Origin of the sequence: Pseudomonas sp. 9.2(2024) (genome assembly GCF_039695385.1) — a bacterium.
Taxonomy (GTDB): domain Bacteria; phylum Pseudomonadota; class Gammaproteobacteria; order Pseudomonadales; family Pseudomonadaceae; genus Aquipseudomonas; species Aquipseudomonas paraglycinae.
The window spans coordinates 3567222-3587743 of record NZ_CP155585.1 but is presented as its reverse complement, the minus strand read 5'-3'; the positions used below and the strand labels follow the sequence as shown (position 1 = coordinate 3587743).

13 protein-coding genes are annotated in these 20522 nt (G+C 59.7%); 5 read left to right on the top strand and 8 right to left on the bottom strand.

Annotation, left to right across the window (positions count from 1 at the left end; all coding sequences use genetic code 11):
- Window positions 1–57: 57 nt before the first annotated feature.
- Window positions 58–1167, top strand: a complete 1110-nt coding sequence (locus ABFB52_RS16050; RefSeq protein ID WP_085745512.1) for a PilT/PilU family type 4a pilus ATPase — start codon at window positions 58–60, stop codon at window positions 1165–1167.
- 6 nt (window positions 1168–1173) lie between these two features.
- On the opposite strand, the gene ABFB52_RS16045 is transcribed toward ABFB52_RS16050, so the two are convergent.
- The 4 genes from ABFB52_RS16045 to ABFB52_RS16030 form a co-directional block, all read right to left on the bottom strand.
- Entirely contained in the window at window positions 1174–3129 is a 1956-nt protein-coding gene (locus tag ABFB52_RS16045) for an acetoacetate--CoA ligase (protein WP_129973271.1), read from the bottom strand.
- 63 nt (window positions 3130–3192) lie between these two features.
- Window positions 3193–3966, bottom strand: coding sequence for a 3-hydroxybutyrate dehydrogenase (gene hbdH / locus ABFB52_RS16040; protein ID WP_102718109.1), 774 nt, complete (start codon window positions 3964–3966; stop codon window positions 3193–3195).
- Window positions 3967–3973: 7 nt separating this feature from the next.
- Window positions 3974–5365, bottom strand: a complete 1392-nt coding sequence (locus ABFB52_RS16035; protein WP_007952055.1) for a GntP family permease — start codon at window positions 5363–5365, stop codon at window positions 3974–3976.
- A 273-nt stretch (window positions 5366–5638) separates the two neighbouring features.
- On the bottom strand, window positions 5639–7054 hold the full coding sequence (locus tag ABFB52_RS16030) for a sigma 54-interacting transcriptional regulator (protein WP_102686081.1): 1416 nt from the start codon (window positions 7052–7054) through the stop codon (window positions 5639–5641).
- 174 nt (window positions 7055–7228) lie between these two features.
- Here ABFB52_RS16030 and ABFB52_RS16025 point away from each other — a divergent pair, with 174 nt between their 5' ends.
- The 4 genes from ABFB52_RS16025 to ABFB52_RS16010 all read left to right on the top strand — a co-directional run bounded on the left by ABFB52_RS16025 (window position 7229) and on the right by ABFB52_RS16010 (window position 14890).
- On the top strand, window positions 7229–11161 hold the full coding sequence (locus ABFB52_RS16025; protein ID WP_129973270.1) for a hypothetical protein: 3933 nt from the start codon (window positions 7229–7231) through the stop codon (window positions 11159–11161).
- A gap of 106 nt (window positions 11162–11267) precedes the next feature.
- Window positions 11268–12203, top strand: coding sequence for a hypothetical protein (locus ABFB52_RS16020; RefSeq protein ID WP_129973269.1), 936 nt, complete (start codon window positions 11268–11270; stop codon window positions 12201–12203).
- A gap of 35 nt (window positions 12204–12238) precedes the next feature.
- Entirely contained in the window at window positions 12239–13513 is a 1275-nt protein-coding gene (locus ABFB52_RS16015) for a hypothetical protein (RefSeq protein ID WP_129973268.1), read from the top strand.
- Between the two features lie 45 nt (window positions 13514–13558).
- Window positions 13559–14890, top strand: a complete 1332-nt coding sequence (locus ABFB52_RS16010) for a hypothetical protein (RefSeq protein WP_129973267.1) — start codon at window positions 13559–13561, stop codon at window positions 14888–14890.
- Window position 14891: 1 nt separating this feature from the next.
- Here ABFB52_RS16010 and ABFB52_RS16005 read toward each other — a convergent pair whose 3' ends face one another.
- From ABFB52_RS16005 to ABFB52_RS15990, 4 genes are read right to left on the bottom strand one after another with little or no spacing between them, the layout of a single operon-like run.
- Complete coding sequence (locus ABFB52_RS16005; protein ID WP_007952057.1) at window positions 14892–16466, bottom strand: ABC transporter ATP-binding protein; 1575 nt, start codon at window positions 16464–16466, stop codon at window positions 14892–14894.
- Window positions 16467–16479: 13 nt separating this feature from the next.
- Window positions 16480–17502 (bottom strand): ABC transporter permease, encoded by a 1023-nt coding sequence (locus tag ABFB52_RS16000; RefSeq protein ID WP_007952058.1) that lies wholly within the window; start codon window positions 17500–17502, stop codon window positions 16480–16482.
- Complete coding sequence (locus ABFB52_RS15995; protein WP_346836083.1) at window positions 17502–18563, bottom strand: microcin C ABC transporter permease YejB; 1062 nt, start codon at window positions 18561–18563, stop codon at window positions 17502–17504. Before ABFB52_RS15995 ends, ABFB52_RS16000 begins: the two co-directional genes overlap by 1 nt.
- On the bottom strand, window positions 18563–20431 hold the full coding sequence (locus ABFB52_RS15990; protein ID WP_085745517.1) for an extracellular solute-binding protein: 1869 nt from the start codon (window positions 20429–20431) through the stop codon (window positions 18563–18565). Before ABFB52_RS15990 ends, ABFB52_RS15995 begins: the two co-directional genes overlap by 1 nt.
- Between the last annotated feature and the right edge of the window lie 91 nt (window positions 20432–20522).

Sequence of the window (20522 nt, the reverse complement as noted above, 5' to 3'; positions counted from 1 at the left end):
ACGTCGCGTCACGGCGCGGTCTTGTGTTCATTGAAAGCTTCGCAGGTGCTTTTGGCCATGGAAATCGATGCATTGCTCAAACAACTGGCGAGCCGCCACGGTTCGGATCTGTTCCTGTCCACGGGCGCACCACCCAGTGCGCGGTTCGACGGGGTGCTCACGCCCTTGAGCGAGCAGCCCTTCAAACCCGGTGAGGTGGCCAGTATCGCGGTCTCCCTGATGGACGCCGAACAACGACGGGAGTTCGACCGGGATCTGGAAATGAACCTGGCGATTTCCCGCACCGGGATCGGCCGCTTCCGGGTCAACATCTTCAAACAACGCAATGACGTGTCGATCGTTATTCGTAACGTCAAACTCGACATTCCGCGATTCGAAGATTTGAAACTGCCGCCGGTATTGCTCGATTCGGTGATGCTCAAGCAAGGCCTGATCCTGTTCGTCGGCGCCACCGACTCGGGCAAGTCGACGTCGCTGGCGGCGCTGATCGACCATCGCAATCGCCACAGCAGCGGGCACATCATCACCATTGAAGACCCGGTGGAATACATCCATCGCCACAAAAAATCAATCATCAACCAGCGCGAAGTCGGGGTCGATACCCGCAGCTTTCACGCTGCGCTGAAAAATACTCTGCGCCAGGCCCCGGACGTGGTGCTGATCGGCGAAATCCGTGATCGCGAGACCATGGAACATGCGCTGGCCTTCGCCGAAACCGGGCATCTGGTGCTGTCGACATTGCACGCCAACAACGCCAATCAGGCGCTGGACCGGATCATCAATTTCTTTCCCGAAGAGCGCCGCCCGCAATTGCTGCATGCCTTGGGCAATCACCTCAAGGCGTTCGTCTCCCAGCGTCTGGTGCGAACCCGGGACGGTCAGCGACGGGCCGCCGCCGAGGTGATGCTGGGCACGCCGACGATTGCCGACCTGATCCGGCGCAATGATTTTGGTGAGCTGAAAACCATCATGGAAAAATCGGCGGAACTGGGCATGCAGACCTTTGACGGTGCACTGTTCGCGCTGGTAGCAGAAGGGGTGATCGATGAAGACGAGGCCCTGAAAAATGCTGATTCGGTGAATAACCTGCGCCTGCGTCTGAAGCTGCACGCCGACACCATGCCGTCCCCACCGCCCTCGACCGGCGAGTGGGGACTGATGGACTGAACGGCGTCAGTCGCGAAGTTCAACCCGATCGCGAAACTGCTCAAGCGCTTGCGGATTGGCGAGGGCATCGGTGTTTTTCACCGGATCACCGTGCACCACATTGCGCACGGCCAGCTCCACCACCTTGCCGCTGATGGTGCGCGGAATGTCAGTGACCGCGACGATCTTCGCCGGCACATGGCGCGGTGTGGTGTTGGCGCGGATCACCTGGCGGATCTGCTGTTGCAGTGCCTCATCCAGCGTTAGGCCGTCCTTGAGGCGTACGAACAGCACCACGCGCACGTCGTCCTGCCACTGTTGGCCGATGGCTACGCTGTCCAGCACTTGCGGGACTTTTTCCACCTGCCGGTAGATCTCCGCCGTGCCGATGCGCACGCCGCCGGGGTTGAGCACAGCGTCGGAGCGGCCGTGAATCAGCATCCCGCCGTGGGGCAGTTGTTCGGCATAGTCACCCTGGGCCCAGACGCCGGGGAACTGGCTGAAATAGGATTTGCGCAGCTTTTCGCCATCGGGATCGTTCCAGAGTCCGATGGGCATCGCCGGGAATGGTCGAGTGCATACCAATTCACCTTTTTCGCCGATCACCGGTTGTCCGGCGTCATTCCACACTTCCACCGCCATGGCCAGGCTCTTGCCCATGATCTCGCCCCGGCGAACCGCCGACATCGGGTTACCGTTGACGAAGCAGGACACGATGTCCGTACCACCGGACATCGAGGACAGGCACACGTCCGGTTTGAAGTCGCGATAAACGAAGTCATAACTCTGCGGCGACAGCGCGGAGCCGGTGCAAAGCAGGGTTTTCAGGTGGCTCAGGTCGTAGCTTTCGCGCGGCTTGATGCCGCTGCTTTCCAGGGTCGCGAGGAATTTCGGGCTGGTGCCGAACACGCTGACCTGCTCGTCGTCGAGCAGCTCCAGCAATCGCTCGTTGTCCGGATAAAACGGTGAGCCGTCATACAGCACCACCGCGCTGCCGACCGCCAGCGCCGAGACCAGCCAGTTCCACATCATCCAGCCACAAGTGGTGTAGTAGAACAAACGGTCGCCGGGGCCGAGATCGACATGCAGCCCATGTTCCTTGGCGTGTTGCAGCAGCACGCCGCCGGTGCTGTGAACGATGCATTTCGGCACGCCGGTGGTGCCGCTGGAATACAGCACGTACAGCGGATGATCGAACGGCACCGGGACGAACTGCGGCTCATCGCCCGGTTCATAGAAGTCGTCCCACAGCGTGACGTTGGCGGGTGTCCGGTAATCCGTGGCATGGGCCTGGGGTCGCGCGTAGGGCACGATGATCAACTGCTGCAAGGTCGGCAGTTGTTCGAGGATTTCATTGATCTTGACGGTCTGGTCGATCTCTTTGCCGGCATAGCGGTAACCGGCGCAGGTGATCAGCACTTTCGGTTCGATCTGGCCAAAGCGGTCGATCACGCCGTGGGTGCCGAAGTCCGGCGATGAGCACGACCAGATTGCGCCGAGACTGGTGGTCGCGAGCATCGCCACCAGGGTTTGCCAGGTGTTGGGCATGCAGGCGGCAACCCGGTCGCCGACCACGACACCGGCTGCTTGCAGACTGGCCTGGAAGCCGGCGACTTGCTGGGCCAGTTCGGCCCAGGTCAGCAGTTCACGCTGGCCGTTTTCCCCGATAGCGATCACGGCGATGGCATCGTCGCGTCGGCTCAACAGGTGTTCGGCGAAATTCAACGTGGCGCCGGGAAACCATTCGGCACCCGGCATTTTCAGGCCTCCACGCAGAACGGCGTCCGGTTGGGTGTGAAAACTGATGCCGAAGAAATCCACGATCGCCTGCCAGAACGCTTCGCGCTGGTCGATGGACCATTGATGCAGGGCCGGGTAATCGTCGAGGTGCAGGTGATGGCGTTGATTGATGAAGTGCCGAAAGCCGTCCATGCGGGACCGGGCAATGCGTTTGGCATCGGGCTGCCAGAGAATGTCGGACATGGTTTGCCTCTTATTGTTGGTCAGAAGGCTCCCACGACAGCGTGGGAGCGATCAATTGCAAGCTTATTGCGCGAGCCACCCGCCATCGATATTCCACGCGGCACCACGCACTTGGCTGCCGGCCTCGCTGCACAGAAACAACACCAGCTCACCCAGATGTGCCGGGGTGACGAACTCCAGCGACGGCTGTTTCTCGGCCAGCAGATCGTGCTGCGCCTGCTGCGGGTCGACACCCTTGGCTGCGCGATCGTCGATCTGTTTCTGCACCAGCGGCGTCAGCACCCAGCCCGGGCAGATCGCGTTGCAGGTCACGTTGCTGGCGGCGGTTTCCAGGCCGACCACCTTGGTCAGGCCGATCACGCCATGCTTGGCCGCCACATACGCAGCTTTACCGGTGGAGCCGACCAGGCCGTGCACCGAGGCGATGTTGACGATCCGCCCCCATCCCTTGGCGCGCATGCCCGGCAGGCTCAGGCGAGTGCTGTGAAACACCGACGACAGGTTGATCGCGATGATCGAATCCCAGCGCTCTACCGGAAATTCTTCCACCGCCGCGACGTGCTGGATGCCTGCGTTGTTGACCAGAATGTCCACGCCGCCGAACTCGCGCTCGGCATAGGCGATCATGTCGGCGATCTGCGCCGGGTCGCTGACGTCCGCCGGGTGATGGCCGACCTTGCCGCCGTACTGCTCGACTTCGGCGATCACCTTGGAGGCGTCGCCAAAACCGTTGAGGATCAGGTTGGCGCCGGCCTTGGCCAGCGTCAGGGCGATGCCCAGCCCGATGCCGCTGGTGGAGCCGGTAACCAGTGCGGTCTTGCCATAAAGAGTCGTCATCAATACCTCACACAATGCCAGTGGCGTAGAAAGTGCCGATCACCACGAAAACCGCCAGGGTCTTGATCAGCGTAATACAGAAAATGTCCTTGTAGGCCTCACGGTGGGTGAGACCAGTGACGGCGAGCAGGGTGATCACGGCGCCGTTGTGCGGCAGGGTGTCCATGCCGCCGCTGGCCATCGCGGCCACCCGGTGCAGCACTTCCAGCGGAATGTTGGCGGCGTGGGCGGCGCTGATGAATTGCTCCGACATCGCTGCCAGCGCGATGCTCATGCCGCCCGAAGCAGAACCGGTGATACCGGCCAGCAGGGTCACGGTAATCGCTTCGTTGACCAGCGGATTGGGAATGCTCTTGAGCCAGTCGGCCAGCACCAGGAAACCCGGCAACGAGGCGATGACCGCACCGAAACCGTATTCCGACGCAGTGTTCATCGCCGCCAGCAGTGCACCGCTGACTGCGCTTTTGCTGCCCTCGGCGAGCTTGCTTTTGATCGCTTTAAAACCGAACGCCAGCACCATCAGAATGCCCACCAGCAAGGCTGCCTGCACCGCCCAGATCGCCGTGAGTTTGGCGATCTCGGTAGTGACCGGCGCGGCCATGCCCGGCAGCGCGAGGCTGTGGGTCTTGCCGTACCACTGCGGAATCCACTGGGTGAACAGCAGGTTCATGATGCCCACCGCCAGCAGCGGCGACAGGGCAATCCACGGGTTCGGCAGCTTAAGGTCTTCGGCGGTTTCCGGTTCGTTGCGCAGTTCGGTGCCGTAGCCTTCACCGGCACGCTGAGCCTTGTTGCGTTGGCGCTGCAGGAACAGCATGCCGGCGCAGAACACGAAAATCGTGCCGATCACACCCAGCCATGGCGCTGCCCACGCCGTGGTGTTGAAAAAGGTGCTGGGGATGATGTTCTGGATCTGCGGCGTGCCGGGCAGGGCGTCCATGGTGAACGAAAACGCGCCGAGGGCGATGGTCGCCGGAATCAGGCGCTTGGGGATGTTGCTCTGGCGGAACATTTCCGCTGCGAACGGGTAGACCGCGAACACCACGACGAACAGCGAAACGCCGCCGTAGGTGAGCAGGGCGCAGACCAGCACGATCACCAGCATCGCCTGGCGGGTGCCGAGCAGACGAATCGCTGCCGCGACGATCGAGCGGGAGAAACCCGACAGTTCGATCAGCTTGCCGAACACGGCGCCGAGCAGGAACACGGGAAAGTAGAGTTTGATGAAGCCGACCATCTTCTCCATGAACACCCCGGTGAAAGCAGGGGCGACGGCAGACGGGTCGGTGAGCAGCACGGCTCCGAGGGCGGCGATCGGGGCAAAAAGGATAACGCTGTAGCCACGGTAGGCCGCGAGCATCAGCAGCGCGAGGGCTGCCAAGGCGATGATCACACTCATGGTGTGCTCCTTCGATTGTTATTTTTGTGGGTGGAACGGGTGTGGGGAGGCCTGAAGCGAGATCTGTGCCAGATAGTTAAGTTGTTGAAATAAAAGGAATTAATTTGATATTCGGCGGTAGTTTTGGAGTTTTTGTCTCTGTTTGGAGACTTCTATAACTGTGAGGACGATATCGCGGGCAAGCCCGCTCCCACAGTTGTACGCATTCCCCCGGGAGAGCGGGCTCGCCCGCGATGCTTTTAATGTTGTCTCTATATGGGGAATGGTGTCTCTCTATTGAGACTCCGCGATCCCCAGTGCAATCATTTTCTTGTAAAGCGTCGACCGCCCCAGTCCCAGCCGCTCAGCCGCCTCGATCACCTTGCCCCCGCATTGCGCGAGGGTGGATTGAATCAACTGCCGGTCAAACCGCTCGCGAGCCTGACTGAAGGTTTCGTTGGTTATTGGCTCTGAGAGAGGCACCAGCGTTCGCTCAACCGGTGCGAACGTGCCAATCGCGGCACGAATGTCATCCGCCGTCAGCATCAAGTCATCACTGAGCAGTGCTGCTCGCTCCAGCACGTTTCGCAACTCGCGGATATTCCCCGGCCACGCGTGCTGTCCCAACAGCTCCAGCGCTTCGCGGTTCAACTCGTGCTGACTGCGCAACTCCTCAAGAATCGCTTCACTGAGTGCCGGCAGATCATCCAGCCGCTCCCGCAGCGGCGGCACCTGAATCGGCAACACGTTGAGGCGGTAGTACAAATCCGCGCGGAACTCGCCGCGCTTGATCGCCGCTTCCAGATCCGTCGAGGTCGCGGCAATCACCCGCACATCGCTCTGGATTACTTCATTGGAACCGACAGGTTCGAATTCCTTTTCCTGCAACACCCGCAGCAATTTGCTTTGCAGCGGCAGTGGCATGTCGCCGATCTCGTCGAGAAAGAGCGTCCCGCCCTGGGCAATCTGCAACTTGCCGGTGCGGCCCTTGCGATCGGCGCCGGTGAAGGCGCCGGGGGCGGTGCCGAAGAACTCGGCTTCGAGCAGCGCTTCGGGAATTGCCGCGCTGTTGATGCTGACGAACGCTTTGTGCGCCCGAGGCGACGCGCCGTGGATCGCCTGCGCCAGCAGCTCCTTGCCGCTGCCGGTTTCGCCCAATAACAGCACCGGCGACTCGGCGCTCGCGCTGCGACGGGCACGGCGCTTGACCTCGAGGCTGGCAGCGCTGGTGCCGATGAAGTGGGCGAAGTTGTATTTGGTCTGGCGGGCACGCAGCAGCGAGCGGGTCGAGGCCAGCTCTTCCTGCATGCTCAGGTAGCGCTTGAGCATCGGCGACAGCGTGCGCAGTTCGTCGAACAGGGCAAAACCGATGGCGCCGATCACCGCGCCGGCGTCGTCATGAATCGGCAGGCGCATCACCACCAGCGGTTCTTTCGGGGTGTCCTGCATGTCCAGCAGAATCGGCCGCCCGGTGCGCACCACTTCGCGCAGCAGGCTGCCGGGGATCACGCTTTCGCAAGGCTTGCCGATGGCCCCGGCGGCGGAGTCGAGCCCGAAGCGCCGCGCATAGCGCTCGTTCATCCAGACGATGTTCGCGTCGCGGTCGACAATCACCGTGCCTTCACTGGATTGCTCGATGATCTCGAACAACGAACGGATCGCCAGCGTGCGAACCCGTTGGTAATCCTTGAGGCTTTCGGTGGTGTTCATCGATGTTGTTCCAAAAGAGAGAAGTCGCTGACCATACCGTTCGTCAGAATAGTATCGCCACCTGTAATTTCTGACAGTTGTCGGGATTTTCAATCAAGCGCTGAATGCAGGCATTCGGCGCCAACGGCCTGCCCTCGGTCGGTCATGCGCCTGCTATAAAACAGGAGCATGCACATGGCCAGTGACGAAGCACTACCCGAGTCGCAACCAGCACCTGACAACGGTGTATTGGCGATAGACCCGATCTACATTCCGGGCCAGATTCCAGAAATTCACGATGCTGATGGAACACCAAACCCGAATCGGGTGGGAGTCAATCGCAGCATGATTACCTCCAATGCCAAAGGTTTGCTGGTGGATGTATTTCCCTACTTAAACTCTGAGGCAGGAGACAATATCAGGATTTACACCAGCCTTAATCCCGGGACTCCTTTGCTGTCATTCAATCTTCAGGCCGGGCAGGAAAACGAAATCTCGCACGTATTTATTCCTGCACATTTGTTGCTGATGGGATTTCAGACTATCTGGTACGTGATCATTCGCGACAGTAATAACTGGGGTGAGTCTGATCCCCTGCTGGTCTTTATCAGAGTTACGCTTCCTGGCGGTACGGATCCGCAACCTGATCGTCCCGGACATTACCGCCTGCCGGGGCCCACATTGCTCAATGTTCCAGCGGGTGGAGTAACCCTGGAACTCGCACAGTCCGCAGAAGGTGTACAACTTTCCATTCCAGCCTATCTGAACATGCGTCCTTGGGACGTGAATGCGGTCTTTTGGGGCGGGTATGTTTTTTATGTCACCGTGAAGCCCGACCAGGTCGGCCAGGCGATCGTGAGCAAGGTGCCCCTGGAGGTGATCCTGGCAGCGGGCAACGGTGACCACATTCTGACTTATCGCCCGCACGATGAGGTGCACAACATCGCCAGTGATCACTCGCTGCGGACACCGGTGTATGTCGAGGTTGAAGTTGGACTTCTGCGGCCGGTAATACTTGAGGCCGTCCAGGTAGATCCGGCGACCGGCGAACTTTTTTACGACTTGAGTGTGGTGGGCACCAAGGATATTCAATGCGATGTCGTGACCCGTTCACCGACTTTTGCAGTGGGTGATACGGTCGAGCTGAATGTGTCGTGGATCAAGGATGGCACTGAGATAGCCATTTTTACGAAGGCAGGTACTGTTACTCAGATTGACAGCACAGTTAGATTCTTCTTGCCCAATAGCACTTTTACACGGCTGGCCAGAGAGCATATTTATTTCCGTTACAAGTTGATCAGTAAAAGTGACGGTTCCGTACAGCACTCGAGTCGCACCACGGTTTGGCTTGCAGGCACGGCAGTGAACTTGTCAGCGCCGAAATACCTGCCAATCAACGGTATCAAACTGGACCCAAACAAGGCAGCGACCGGAATTGTCTCTCCTGATCCGGCGATTGTGGCAATGTCCTGGGTGCACTTTTTCGCGGTCGGCATTGCACCGGGAGGCGTTGTAAAACTGTTTGATTCCGGGCGCCGGATCAGCAGTTCCCAAGTGTCCCGAGACATGACGTTTCCGCTTTCTCTTGCCTATATTTCCGGACTGGATGGCGGACAGCTTGATGGTTACTACACGGTCGGTTCTGCCAAGGATGATCCCTCGGCGGCCAAGTCACTGGTGCATTCGGTCCGGGTGGGCGAACCCAAGCCTGATCTGAGGGCAGCTGTGGTGGTGGACGCGGTCGATGGTGTGCTGGATCCCAAACAGTTACCGCCTTTTGCCGATGCCGAGGTTCGGGTCCTGCCATTCATTAACATGAAAGGGCATACGGTTTTCCTGTGGTGGCAATCGGATAACCCACAGGACTCCCAGCGCTATGAAGATTCAATCGAAATCGATGATCGTGATCTCGATATCCCGGTATCGTTTTATTTGTTCATTGATTGGCTCAAGGAACAGATCGGGTTCACAGTCACTATCGGGTACTCGGTTGAGCCTTCCAACGGTTCGGGGCCGGAGCGATTCGGAGCCGAGACGCAAGTTCGTATCGGGGCCGGCGCCGGCAAGCTTTTGCCAGCACCCAAAGCGCTCGAGGCCGACGCAAACGGGGTTGTCAATCCGGCGGACACTGCAGCCAAAGGTCTGTCCCTCGTCTGGGAAGGCGCCGATCTGAAAAGTGGCGATTATGTGAAAGGGGACTTCGATGGTGACGCGATCAATGGCGATCACCACTTCGAGAGGCCGATTTCGCAGAGCGGTGAAGGGAAACCTTTTACTTATCAGATTTCTCATCAATACGTTCTGGCCAATCAGGAAAAAGCAGTAAGAGTCACGTGCTCGGTCGAACGAGCAAATGGTGGTGAGGACTTTTCAGATGTCTTGCTCCTGCGGGTGCAACGCGCCGTGTTGCCCGTCATTGCCTTCGCCGAAGCGAAAGGCCCGAACCTGGACTCGATCAACCTGGACGATGTGCCGGCCGCCGGCGGCAGTGCGATTATCTACAAGACTGCGCAGCTCAAGTCCGGAGATGTGGTCAAGATCATCCTCAGCAATAATCCAACACCCATCAGCAAGACGGTCGGTGCCGCCGACGTAGGTCAGGATCTGACGGTGAGGATTCCGCATAGCTATTTCGCTCAGCACAACGGCAGCAGCTTCACTGCAAGTTACTCGATTGCACGAGCAACGGGCGGGCCGGACGAACCTTCGGCGTTCAAGAGTTTCAGCGTGCAGCGCGACATTGGCTCCGGCAAGTTCAAAGTCATGGGGGCGCGCCACAATTCCAATACCTATCGATCTTCCAGCCTCTCGTGCCGCCTGATTGCACTGGACTCACAGAAATTCGCACCGAAGTTGGTCGAGTGGAGTTACGTGGGTGACAACGTGTGGACGGCAGGCAGCGACTTCATTGATACGGATTCGAGTAGAGAGCTGCGTGTTCGCTCAACGACCGATTCGGTGACGCTCAACCCGGTAAATGTCTGTGGTAATGGTGTCGATGGCAATACGACGGGGGCGGCGTCGGTATCGGTGTTGCGCGATGTTCGGGTGTCAGCTGGCGGGGTAGTTGGCGGACGTGACCTGATTGCCGCCGGACATGCGAGCTATGGCGGAGCAGTCCCCGCCAACCTGTTGATCCAGGAAAATCTTAAAGCCCTGCACTGCACCGGTGGCGCCTACGCGATATTGACCGCCAACAACGACATTGCGGCATGGGGTGAAGCTTCCGGTGGCGGCAACCTGGGCGCGGTGAACCCCTCCGGGATCAAGGAACTGGCGAGCAACAGCTATGCATTCGCCGCACTGGATCTCAATGGCAGCGTGCGCTGCTGGGGACATGCATCCTATGGCGGCACACTGCCAGCCGGTGGCCTGAGCAACATCAGCAAGGTCTATAACGGCGGGTTGGCATTCGTGGCGCGCCGCAACGATGGCAGCCTGACCGGTTGGGGCTCGGCGGCGGCCGGTGGTGTGGCCAATCCGGCCCCGGGCATTACTAACCCGAAAAGGCTGATTTGCTCTTACCACGCTTTCGCCGGGATTACTCAGACCAATCGCCTGTTTGCTTTCGGGGATCCCGCTTACGGAGGCAACGCATCGAGCGTCGCCTCGCGCACCGACATCGACCGCCTGTGCTGCGCCAACGCACGAGCGTTTGTGGCGCTGAGTGTCACCAAAAATGCAGTTGCGTGGGGCGATGCAGCCTACGGCGGCGTACTGGCCAGTTATCCGGGCATCGCGACTTTGCGGTTTGTCGATGTGGTGTCGACCTGGCATGCATTTGCCGGTGTCACCGAAAACAATCGCGTCGCCGCTTGGGGGCAGGCACCTGCGGGGGTGGTGCCCGCCAACATCGCTGCACTGACCAACGTCATCACGATCGCTGGCACATCCCATGCGTTCGCGGTGCTCTGCGCCGACGGCAAAGTGTATGCGTGGGGCAATGCAGCGCTCGGTGGTGACACCTCTGCGGTCAGCGGGCAGTTGGTCAATGTTGTTGCCATCTACACCAACTCCCACGGTTTTATCGCGCTGACGTCGGATAACCGTGTGGTGACCTGGGGCAATGCGACTGCGCTTTCCGGCTCGGCGGTGTTCAACGGATTCGTTTCTCACCTGAAGTCATAGGGCGACAAACGCTGCACATGCCGGCTTGCGATTCAGATCAAGCAACCCTGTGTACTCGCTGCTACCTGTGGGCAGCGAGTGCCTGACCGACTCCGAGGTGAATGAAATGTCCGAAGATATCGTTGTAAATGCCATGCTGCCCGCGGCGATTGTCGACGCTGCGAAAGAAGATGGAACGATGGAACCAGTGCAGGAGGGCGAGACAGCTGTCCGGATGGCTGGCGTTTATCCGGGTATGGCGGGAGGACAAAAGGCGCATCTGTTCATCCAGCCCCAAGGGGCTGCGAAGAGCGAGATCGATGCCATCGCAATCAGGGCCAATCAGACCAGCGCCCCGTACCTCTTCGTAGAGCTTGCGGTCTTCGCCCAATACGTGAGTCAGGCAATCACTGTGTTCTGGGAAATCCGCTCAGGTACTCAACTGTTGCATACGACCCGCGAATTGACGCTTAAGGTCGAAGGTGGCTTCGAAGGTGAGCAAACGTTGGATCTGACGAGCCAGAACTACGGGGTTGTTGTCGGTAAACCGCCGGCCAATTCACCACCGTTCACCCGTTTCAGTCGAGTGGCCACATGGGGTGTCGAGCCGTACGCTTACGCCAGCAGCGACGCGAATGTTGTCACGGTCGATCAACAAGGCGAAGTGACGGCCAATGGCGACGGTGTGGTCATCATCAGCGCAACGGATAGCCTGGGCCAGACCAAGCATTACGTACTGACTGTCAAAGGCATTCTTCTTTTTCACTTCCTGACTCCCGGTGCTTCCTGGCAGGGCGCAAACGATGCATGTAGAGCGGCTGGCCTGGACCTGCCGTCCGAGCGTGAACTGACGCGACTTGTGGACACCTATCCCGAGCATCGAGGATCGCTGACCGATTTCTTCGGCTTCCTTCCGTATGGGTTCTGGGCTGGCGATCTGAGCGGCGCCAACACGGCGCCTGTCGTGAACCTGGACAAACCGATGGACGATGATCTTGACCCCAATCCTTCTTCGGCGGACCTGAACGAGCATCACCAGGCCATGGGTGTCAGTCGGTCTTGAAAGTCAATCCGATGGACTGACATCGGGAGGGAATCATGAACATCCATCGTCTGCTGACTGGCGGCACGCTATCGCTTTGCCTGCTGTTTGGTGAAATGGCCTGGGGTATCAGCGGCCCCCAGGTCGCCCAGCTACTCAATACACGCTATGCCAACGACACCGCCAGATGTGCGGGAGATACAGACCCGACCCATTGCAGCGGCGCAATGGTGCGCCGTTCGCAGACAAGTCCCGGGCGGCCGTTCTGGATGCTCAGTCCGCAGGCGATCGGCGCCGGTTACGAACTGTTCGCCTACGTGCGCAAGGACATTCCACGGGGAGCCGGTTTGTTGCAGAACGGCTTTGTGCTGACCGACACATTCACCGCTATTGGCCTGGGTAAACCGCTCGATGTGCTGCAGCCAGACTTGAACGGCAAGGTGCGGGTCAAAAACTGGGATGAGCAGGCACCCAGGGCGCTACCGGTTCAAGCGCTGTACTACGAGCGCAACTGGGCGCCTGCGCTGCTCGCGGCACAGCGCGATCAATTGGATTACTTCCAGCGGACTGGGGAATGGCTGCCAATTCTGCGACTGGATCTGGCCGATCCTGCACAACAGATCTTCGGCTTCAATCAGCAGGAGCAATTGTATTACGGCTATCAGATCGCCTCTCGACTCAATGCACGTTTTCGCGATACCTCGCCAACTTGCCGCGATGGTTCACAGCCGCTCAATTGCAACGGTGTGATGATCCGTGGTGTCGCGGCTTCCCCTCAGTTTCATGCCTGGGATGCCAGCCCCAACTCGATAGGCCGCAACGGTGTGTCGTGGTCATGGGCGAGGGCCGATGTAGGCATGACGCAGATCGCCGGGACGCAGGGCCTGATCCTGCGTGATGGATCAGCGCCATCAGCCTTCAAGCCTGTGTTGCGTTGTCTGTACCCGTTCAATGCCGGCACCAGCGGCATTCCGGATAGCTGCCGTCGTTATTGCGATTCAATCGGTGTGAACACCGTGGCGACCTATAACTCGCTCGGGAGTACCTGCTCCCTGAACATTACTGCGCCCCAGGTGCAATTGAGCAATGACGTTCGCAACCGTAATCCGGCGTGGAACGAGCTGATCATTGCCGTCTGGCCTCTGAACATGGCCAGCCAGCTTCCGTTGGAAGCGCTGTTCTTTGTCAGCGGGTCTGCGGGCTTGAAAGATGCCCGGTTCATCCAGCGAGATTTCTATCAGCAAGCCAGCCGAACGCTACCGATCATGCGCGTAAACCTGGCTGCGCTGCCCCCGTTTGTCTACGACCCCGCCGACCAGAACACGGAGTGAGAAAGCACAGTTGATGCACGGCTGATCTCACAAGGAGCGTTTGTCATGACTCACCTCCAGAACGCAATCAAGTGGTTGTATCTCGTTGCTCTGCTGTGCGTGTTCAGCCCGGCGGCCAGCGCGCTGAGCGGACCGCAAATCGCTCAGGTACTCAACAATCGTTATCAGCAGGTCATGGTCGACTGCCCGGGAGGCAATAGTGTGTATTTTTGCAGCGGCGTATTGCTGCGTCGTACGCAGAATTCGCCGACGGTAGATTTCTGGAAGCTCACGCCGTCGGCGATTGCTGATGGTGTGGTGCCATTCGAGTATTGGCGAGGCGATCGCGCGCCTGCGCCAACTGGCGGCGCCAACGGTTTTGTATTTGCTGATGTCTTTACTGCAATCGGTTCGGGCAAGCAATTGGACGTGCAGGCATCCGCGGTGAATTCAGAAGCGCTGGTCAAGATCTGGAACGATGCGCAACCGACCAGCATGGCGATACAAGCGTTGTTTTATGATTTGGCGACGCCAGGTGCATTACGTGGCGCGCAAAGGGATCAACTGGCGTGGTTTCGCGCCACGGGCGAGTGGATGCCGGTTCTGCGGCTGCAACGCGACGATGCGCTGCAAACCTTGTTCGGGTTCAATCAGCTGGATCAGTTGTATGTGGGCTATCAAGTGGCAGCGCGTTTGAATGCGCGGTTTGCTGATACATCGCCAACCTGTCGGGATGGGCGGGCGGCGCACTACTGCAATGGTGTGTTGATCCGTACGACGGACCAGTCGACGGCATTTCACTCGTGGAATCCGAGTCCGAACTCCGTGCGCGGCAATGGGGCCTCGTTCAGTTATCTGCGTGCTGACGCCGGCGTCAGCCGATTCTATAAATCCCAGGGTTTTGTCATCCGTGAACAGGCTGCACCAGCCGGCAATCCCATGAGTTTGCGCTGTGCCTATCCGTACGATGCCGGCACCGGCGGCAGTCCAGATGTTTGCCGCACGCACGGTGGGCTGTGCAGCGAGTTGGGTATCAACAGTGTCCAAGCTTGGGTTGCGCGGTACGGAGGGGCAGTCAATCGCTCATGTGCCTTTGACCTTGATCCCCAACAATTTCAGCTGAGCATCGATGTGCGACAAAATCGCGGCGACTATTTCGGATGGAACGAGTTCATGGTCGCGGCGTGGAATCAGAACAAACCCGCACAATTACCCATCGAAGCCTTCTTTTACAATGTTCAGGCACTTGTACCTTCCAGTGGTCTGACTGGCGCCCAATATGATCAGAAGGACTATTTTCAAGTGACCGGGCGCTATGTCCCGCTCCTGCGAGCAACACTGGGTGCCGCAGGCGGGCAGGTGTTCGTTTTCAATCCCCTGGAGCAGGGCCTCCAATAGCTCACCCCGGATGCGCCGCCGCCAACAGCTCTTTGGTATAGGGATGCTGCGGTGAGTCGAACACGTCATGGCTGGCGCCGCTTTCGACCACCTTGCCGTCCTTGATCACGATCATGTCGTGGGCCAGCGCCCGCACCACGGCCAGATCGTGGCTGATGAACAGATACGTCAGGCCATGTTTTTCCTGAAGCTGGCGGAGCAGGGCGACCACCTGTTTCTGCACGGTGCGATCCAGTGCCGAGGTCGGTTCGTCGAGCAGGATCAGCGCGGGTTTGAGTACCAATGCCCGGGCGATGGCAATGCGCTGACGCTGGCCACCGGAGAACTCATGGGGATAGCGATGACGGCTTTCGGGATCGAGCCCTACTTCCTTGAGCACGCGGATCACCTGGTCGTCGCACTCGTCGGCAGTGGACTGGCAATGCACTTCCAGCCCTTCGCTGATGATCTGCGCCACCGACATGCGCGGGCTGAGGCTCCCGAACGGATCCTGGAACACCACCTGCATCTGCCGGCGCCACGGCCGCATCTGTTTCTGGTCGAGGCCGTCGAGGGCCGTGCCCTGGAAGCGGATGCTGCCCTTGGAGTCGAGCAGCCGTAGAATCGCCTGGCCGAGGGTCGACTTGCCCGAACCGGACTCGCCGACGATGCCCAGCGTCTTGCCACGCTGGATGTTCAGACTGATACCGTCCACCGCGCGCAGGTATTGCTTGCGCTGGAACAACCCGCCGCCGACCGTGAAATCAACCCGAAGGTCATCGACTTCCAGAACGTTTTCGCGTTCGTCCCGGGGCAGTGCTTCGCCTTCCGGTTCAGCGTTGAGCAACACGCAGCTGTAAGGGTGTTTCGGTTCGGTGAACAGGGTTTCGCACGGCGCCTGCTCGACGATTTCCCCGGCCTTCATCACGCACACCCGTTGGGCGATGCTGCGCACCAGATTGAGGTCATGGCTGATCAGCAGCAGCGACATGCCCAGGCGCCGTTGCAGGGACTTTAGCAGCAACAGGATCTTGCGCTGTACGGTCACGTCGAGGGCGGTGGTCGGCTCGTCGGCGATCAGTAATTCAGGTTCGCAGGCCAGGGCCATCGCGATCATCACCCGTTGGCGCTGGCCGCCGGACAGTTGATGCGGATAAGCCTTCAGCCGTTCTTTCGGTTTCTGGATGCCCACCAGTTCGAGCAGTTCGAGGATTCGCGCCTGAGCTTCCTTGCCACCGAGGCCACGGTGCAGCAACAGGGTTTCGCCGATCTGCTTTTCAATCGTGTGCAACGGATTGAGCGAGGTCATCGGCTCCTGGAAAATCATGGCGATGCGGTTGCCTCGCAGATCGCGAAGGGTCTTGGGATCGGCGCCGACCAGTTCCTGCCCACGATAACGGATGCTGCCGGTGGTCCGGGCATCGCATTCGGGGAGCAGTTGCAGGATCGAGTGGGCCGTCACCGACTTGCCCGAACCCGACTCACCGACCAGGGCCAGGCACTCGCCGGGGCGGATGTCCAGGCACAGGTTGCGCACCACGGTCTGGCCATGGAAGGCGACGCTGAGGTCACGGATTTCGATCAGGTTGTCAGTCATATCAAATATCCGTTCATGAGCGCGGGTCAAAGGCATCGCGCAGCGCTTCGCCGATGAATACCAACAGGGAAAGAATCAGCGCCAGGGTGAAAAATGCGGTCAACCCGAGCCACGGCGCTTGCAGGTTCTGTTTGCCCTGACCGATCAACTCGCCCAGTGAAGCGCTGCCGGCAGGCATGCCGAAGCCGAGGAAGTCCAGCGCGGTCAGGGTCGAAATCGCCCCGGTCAGAATAAAGGGCAGGTAGCTCAGGGTCGCGTTCATCGCGTTGGGCAGGATGTGCCGGACAATCACCTTGCGATCGCTCAAGCCCAGGGCCCGGGCAGCCTTGACGTACTCCAGGTTGCGCCCGCGCAGAAACTCGGCGCGCACCACGTCCACCAGCGCCAGCCAGGAAAACAGCGCCATGATCCCCAGCAGCCACCAGAAGTTCGGCTCGACGAATCCCGAAAGAATGATCAGCAGGTAAAGCACCGGCAATCCCGACCAGACCTCCAGCAAACGCTGACCGAGCAGATCGACCCAGCCGCCGTAATAGCCCTGCAGGGCGCCGGCCGCGATGCCGATCAGGGCGCTGACGAAGGTCAGCATCAGGGCGAACAGGATCGACACCCGCGCGCCGAAGATCACCCGAGCCAGTACGTCACGCGCCTGATCGTCGGTGCCCAGCCAGTTGACTGAAGTCGGCGGGCTCGGTGCCGGTTTGTTGAGGTCGTAGTTCGGGGTGTCGTCACTGAATGGAATCGGCGGAAACAATAGCCAGCCACCGTCCTTGCGGATCAGCTTCTGCACGTAGTCGCTGCGGTAGTCGGCCTGGAACGGCAGTTGTCCGCCGAACTCCTGTTCGGTGTGGCGCTTGAATACCGGGAAGTACCATTGGCCCTGATAACTGACGACCAATGGCTTGTCGTTGGCGATCAGTTCGCCGCCGAGGCTAAGCAGAAACAGGCCGATAAACAGCCACAGCGACCACCAGCCCCGGCGGTTTTTCTTGAAGCGTTCGAAGCGGCGACGGCCCAGAGGCGAGAGCTTGAACATCAGGCGTTCCTCGCGGCGAAGTCGATGCGCGGGTCGACCAGCGTGTAGCACAGGTCGCCGATCAGTTTTATCAGCAGGCCGAACAGGGTGAAGATGAACAGCGAGCCGAACACCACCGGATAGTCACGGGACACGGCTGCTTCGTAACTCATGCGCCCGAGGCCGTCGAGGGAGAAGATCACTTCGATCAGCAACGAACCGGCAAAGAACACGCTGATGAACGCCTGGGGAATGCCCGACACCACCAGCAGCATCGCGTTGCGGAACACATGCCCGTACAGCACCCGGTTTTCGCTCAGGCCTTTGGCGCGAGCGGTGACCACGTATTGGCGGGTGATCTCATTGAGGAACGAGTTTTTGGTGAGGATGGTAAAGGTGGCGAACCCGCCGATCACCAGCGCCGTGACCGGCAACACCAGATGCCAGAAGTAGTCGGCGATCTTGCCCAGTGTCGACAGGGATTCGAAGTTGTCGGACACCAGACCGCGCACCGGAAACCAGTTCAGCGAGGTGCCACCGGCGAACACCACGATCAGGAACATCGCGAACAGGAATGCCGGCATGGCGTAGCCGATGATGATTGCCGTGCTGCTCCAGATATCGAAATGACTGCCGTGGTGCACGGCTTTGCGGATACCCAGCGGGATCGACACCAGATAAGTGATCAGCGTCGCCCACAGGCCGAGGGAAATGGTCACCGGCATTTTCTGCAGGATCAGGTCGGTGACCGTGGCGCCGCGGAAGAAGCTCTTGCCGAAATCCAGCTGCGCGTAGTTCTTGAGCATCAGCCACAGGCGTTCATGGGCGGGTTTGTCGAAGCCGTACTGTTTTTCGATGTCCTTGATCAGCTGCGGATCGAGGCCGCGACTGGCGCGGGACGTGCCGCTCATGGTCTCGCTCGCACCGCCGCCGACACTGGCGCCGCCGATGCCTTGCAGGTGGGCGATGGCCTGTTCGACCGGACCACCCGGCGCGGCCTGGATGATCACAAAATTCACCAGCAGAATGATCACCAGCGTTGGAATGATCAGCAGCAGGCGTCGCAGTATGTAAGCCCACATCAGTGCGGCCCTCCGGGTCTGCCACGGCTGATTTTCTCGGCCGTCATCTGCTGGTTGGTCAGCGGCGTGCTGCTGATTTCCCACCAGCTCTCGATCGCTTCGTCATTGCTCGCCTGCACGGTGGGAATGCCGAAGCGGTTCCACCACACGGTCGACGTGCCCGGCGGGTAATAGTTGGGAATCCAGTAGTAGTTCCATTGCAGCACCCGGTCCAGCGCATGGGCATAACGCAGCATGTCGGCCTGGGTCGAGGCGCGGATCAGGCCGTTGATCAAGGTGTCGACCGCCGGGTTCTTCAGCACCATGTAATTGTTGGCGCCGGGATCGTTGGCCGATGCCGAACCGAAGTAGTTCAACAGTTCGCCGCCGGGGGAGGTGGTGACCGGGTAACCGGTGACGATCATGTCGTAGTCGCGGCTCATCAGGCGATTGACGTACTGCGAGGAGTCGATGCGACGGATGTCGAGGTTGATGCCGATCTGTTTCAGCGTGCGCTTGTAAGGCAGCAGCAGACGGTCCATCCCGTTCTGGCTGACCAGAAAAGTAAAGCTCAACGGCTCGCCGCGGTCGTTGACCAACTGGTCGCCATCGGGTTTCCAGCCGGCCTGTTCCAGCAGTTCCAGCGCTTGCAGTTGTTTGTCGCGAATAATGCCGCTGCCATCGGTCTTCGGTGCTTCGAAGACCTGAGTGAACACTTCGTCGGGAATCTGTCCGCGCAAGGGTTCGAGAATCTTCAGTTCGGCGGCATCCGGCAACTGGCGGGCGGCCAGATCAGTATTGGAAAAGTAACTCTGCTGGCGGATGTACATGTTGCGCATCATCTGCCGGTTGCTCCATTCGAAATCCCAGAGCATGGCCAGTGCCTGACGGACGCGGCGATCCTGGAATATCGGCTTTTGCAGGTTGAACACGAAGCCCTGTGCCGACTGCGGTGCTTCGGTGGCAAGATGAGCCTTTTGCAGACGACCGTCGCTCAGGGCCGGGCTCTCGTAGCCGATGGAGTAGCCGGTGGCGGAGAACTCACGGTTGTAGTCGTAGGCGCCGCCGCGCAGGACCTGGCGGGCGACGTCGGTGTCGCCGAAGTACTCGATGCTGAAGTGATCGAAGTTGTACAGGCCACGGCTGACCGGCAGGTCCTTGCCCCACCAGTCGGGATTGCGTTCAAAGGTGATGCTGCGCCCGGAGTCGACCTTGCCGACCCGATACGGGCCGCTGCCCAGCGGCGGTTCATAGCCGCCACCGCCGGCGAAATCACGGGTCTTCCACCAATGCTCGGGAAATACCGGCAGGGTCGCGATGTCCAGGGGCAGGGTGCGGTTTTCGTTGCTCTTGAAATCGAAACGTACGGTGAGCGGGGCTTCGACTTCGACGCCTTTGACGTCGGCGAACTGGGTGCGATAACGCAGGCTGCCCTGGGTCATCAGCAAATCATAGGTGTAGCGCACGTCTTCGGCGGTAATCGGCTTGCCATCGGCGAAGCGGGCCTTGGGATTGATAAAGAAGCGCAACGACAGGCCGTCATCCGAGCGTTCCATTTTCTGCGCCACGAGGCCGTATACGGTGTAGGGCTCGTCGAGCGAGCGCTGGGCCAACGGGGAATACAGCAGGCCGTCGATCTGGCTGACGCCGATGCCTTTGTCGATGTACGGCAGGACATGGTCGAAGTGGCCGATCTCGATGGCCGAGCGGCGCATCGTCCCGCCCTTGGGCGCCCGGACGTTGGTGTAATCGAAGTGACTGAAACCGGGCGGGTATTTTGCCGGTTCGCCATAGACGGTCATCGCATGCTGCGGTGCGGCGTCCACACCGGTGATCCCGAGCAGCAGGGTCACGGCAGTGAACATCAAAGTCGGGAAAGCCAGTCGCATTGTCAGCCTTAAAGCCGGGTAATCGATAAGCGCAATTTGTACGCGAGCGGCGCGCCGTTCGCCAGCGGTGTGGTGTAACCAAAACAAAACG

Coding starts and splice junctions, on each gene's coding strand:
- ABFB52_RS15995 (WP_346836083.1), bottom strand. CDS start 18,563: ATGTGGGCTTACATACTGCGACGCCTGCTGCTGATCATTCCAACGCTG.
- ABFB52_RS15990 (WP_085745517.1), bottom strand. CDS start 20,431: ATGCGACTGGCTTTCCCGACTTTGATGTTCACTGCCGTGACCCTGCTG.
- ABFB52_RS16020 (WP_129973269.1), top strand. CDS start 11,268: ATGTCCGAAGATATCGTTGTAAATGCCATGCTGCCCGCGGCGATTGTC.
- ABFB52_RS16015 (WP_129973268.1), top strand. CDS start 12,239: ATGAACATCCATCGTCTGCTGACTGGCGGCACGCTATCGCTTTGCCTG.
- ABFB52_RS16050 (WP_085745512.1), top strand. CDS start 58: ATGGAAATCGATGCATTGCTCAAACAACTGGCGAGCCGCCACGGTTCG.
- ABFB52_RS16045 (WP_129973271.1), bottom strand. CDS start 3,129: ATGTCCGACATTCTCTGGCAGCCCGATGCCAAACGCATTGCCCGGTCC.
- hbdH (WP_102718109.1), bottom strand. CDS start 3,966: ATGACGACTCTTTATGGCAAGACCGCACTGGTTACCGGCTCCACCAGC.
- ABFB52_RS16035 (WP_007952055.1), bottom strand. CDS start 5,365: ATGAGTGTGATCATCGCCTTGGCAGCCCTCGCGCTGCTGATGCTCGCG.
- ABFB52_RS16000 (WP_007952058.1), bottom strand. CDS start 17,502: ATGTTCAAGCTCTCGCCTCTGGGCCGTCGCCGCTTCGAACGCTTCAAG.
- ABFB52_RS16005 (WP_007952057.1), bottom strand. CDS start 16,466: ATGACTGACAACCTGATCGAAATCCGTGACCTCAGCGTCGCCTTCCAT.
- ABFB52_RS16030 (WP_102686081.1), bottom strand. CDS start 7,054: ATGAACACCACCGAAAGCCTCAAGGATTACCAACGGGTTCGCACGCTG.
- ABFB52_RS16025 (WP_129973270.1), top strand. CDS start 7,229: ATGGCCAGTGACGAAGCACTACCCGAGTCGCAACCAGCACCTGACAAC.
- ABFB52_RS16010 (WP_129973267.1), top strand. CDS start 13,559: ATGACTCACCTCCAGAACGCAATCAAGTGGTTGTATCTCGTTGCTCTG.